General features: G+C 73.1%; 1 protein-coding gene. It reads left to right on the top strand.

Annotated features, from left to right (window positions below; all coding sequences use genetic code 11):
- Positions 1-1426: ATP-binding protein (locus ACNFOC_RS54365; protein WP_416966310.1), on the top strand; the 1426-nt coding region annotated here is incomplete at both ends.

The raw sequence follows: 1426 nt of genomic DNA, 5'->3' as shown, positions 1-1426 counted from the left end.
CGTAGTCGTAGGGCGAAAGGCTGCCGGTGGCACCGACGTTCATGTTGATGGTGCCGTCGTCCTGGAAGCGCCACTCGGTGATGTACTCGTACCAGCCGACCTGGTTGACCGTGTAGACGAGGAAGCCGGCAACCTCCGCGCCCGTCTCACCTCCTTCGTCGGCCGGGAGGCCGACATCGACGTCATCCGGGGTGATCTCGCGGCGGCCCGGCTGGTGACGCTGCTCGGGCCCGGTGGGGCCGGGAAGACACGGCTGTCGCAGGAGGCCGCCGAAGCCGTGCGGTACGCGGCGCGGGACGGGGTGTGGCTGGCCGAACTCGCCCCCGTCGACGACCCGGACGCCGTACCGGAGGCCGTGCTCACCGCGGTCGGCGCGCGCGAGACCGTGATGTACGGCGCCGGCGCCGAGGCGATCCGGGCCGCCGGCGGCGAGCGGCACGACAGCCCCGTCGAGCGGCTCGCCGAGCACTGCGGCAGCCGCCGGATGCTGCTGATCCTCGACAACTGCGAACACGTCGTGGACGCCGCCGCCCGCCTCGTGGAGTCCCTGCTGGAGCGCTGCCCCGGACTCACCGTCCTCGCCACCAGCCGTGAACCCCTGGGCGTACCGGGCGAGTTGCTGCGCCCGGTGGAACCCCTGCCCGACCCCGTCGCGCTACGGCTGCTCGCCGACCGGGGTGCCGCCGCCCGGCCGGGGTTCAGCGTCGAGGACGACCCGGAGGCCTGCGCCGAGATCTGCCGGCGGCTCGACGGACTGCCCCTCGCCATCGAGCTTGCGGCCGCCCGGCTACGGATGTTGACGCCGCGTCAGATCGCCGACCGGCTCGACGACCGCTTCCGGCTGCTCACTTCGGGCAGCCGTACGCTGCTGCCCCGCCAGCAGACCCTGCGGGCCGTCGTCGACTGGTCCTGGGACCTCCTCGACGCGGACGAACGGGAGGTGCTGACCACCCTGTCCGTCTTCGCCGGCGGCTGCGACCTCGACGCCGCCGAGGCCGTGTGCGGGCCCGTCGCGTTCGAGACGCTCGGCTCCCTCGTCGACAAGTCCCTTGTGGTGGCCGCCCCTTCGGGTGACGGGGAGATGCGCTACCGGCTCCTGGAGACCGTCGCCGAGTACGCGGGGGAGCGGCTCGACGAGGCCGGCCGGCGCCCCCGTGCCGAGCGCGCCCATCTGACGTACTACCGCGAACTCGCCCGCACCACTGACCCGTTGCTGCGCGGCCCCGGCCAACTCGCCGCCGTGGGGCGGCTGGAGCTGGAGTACGAGAACCTCCGCACCGCCCTGCGGCACGCCGTCGCCGAGCGCGACGAACAGGAGGCGATCTGCCTCGTCCTGTCGCTGATCTGGTACTGGCAGATGCGCGACGTCCGCATCGAGGCCCGCAACTGGTGCGCCGAGGTCATGGCCCTGGGCCCCGACCCCTTC

This window comes from Streptomyces colwelliae (genome assembly GCF_048158785.1).
Classification (GTDB): domain Bacteria; phylum Actinomycetota; class Actinomycetes; order Streptomycetales; family Streptomycetaceae; genus Streptomyces.
The sequence above is the reverse complement of the archived record's forward strand: the minus strand, read 5'-3'. Positions and strand labels throughout refer to the sequence as shown.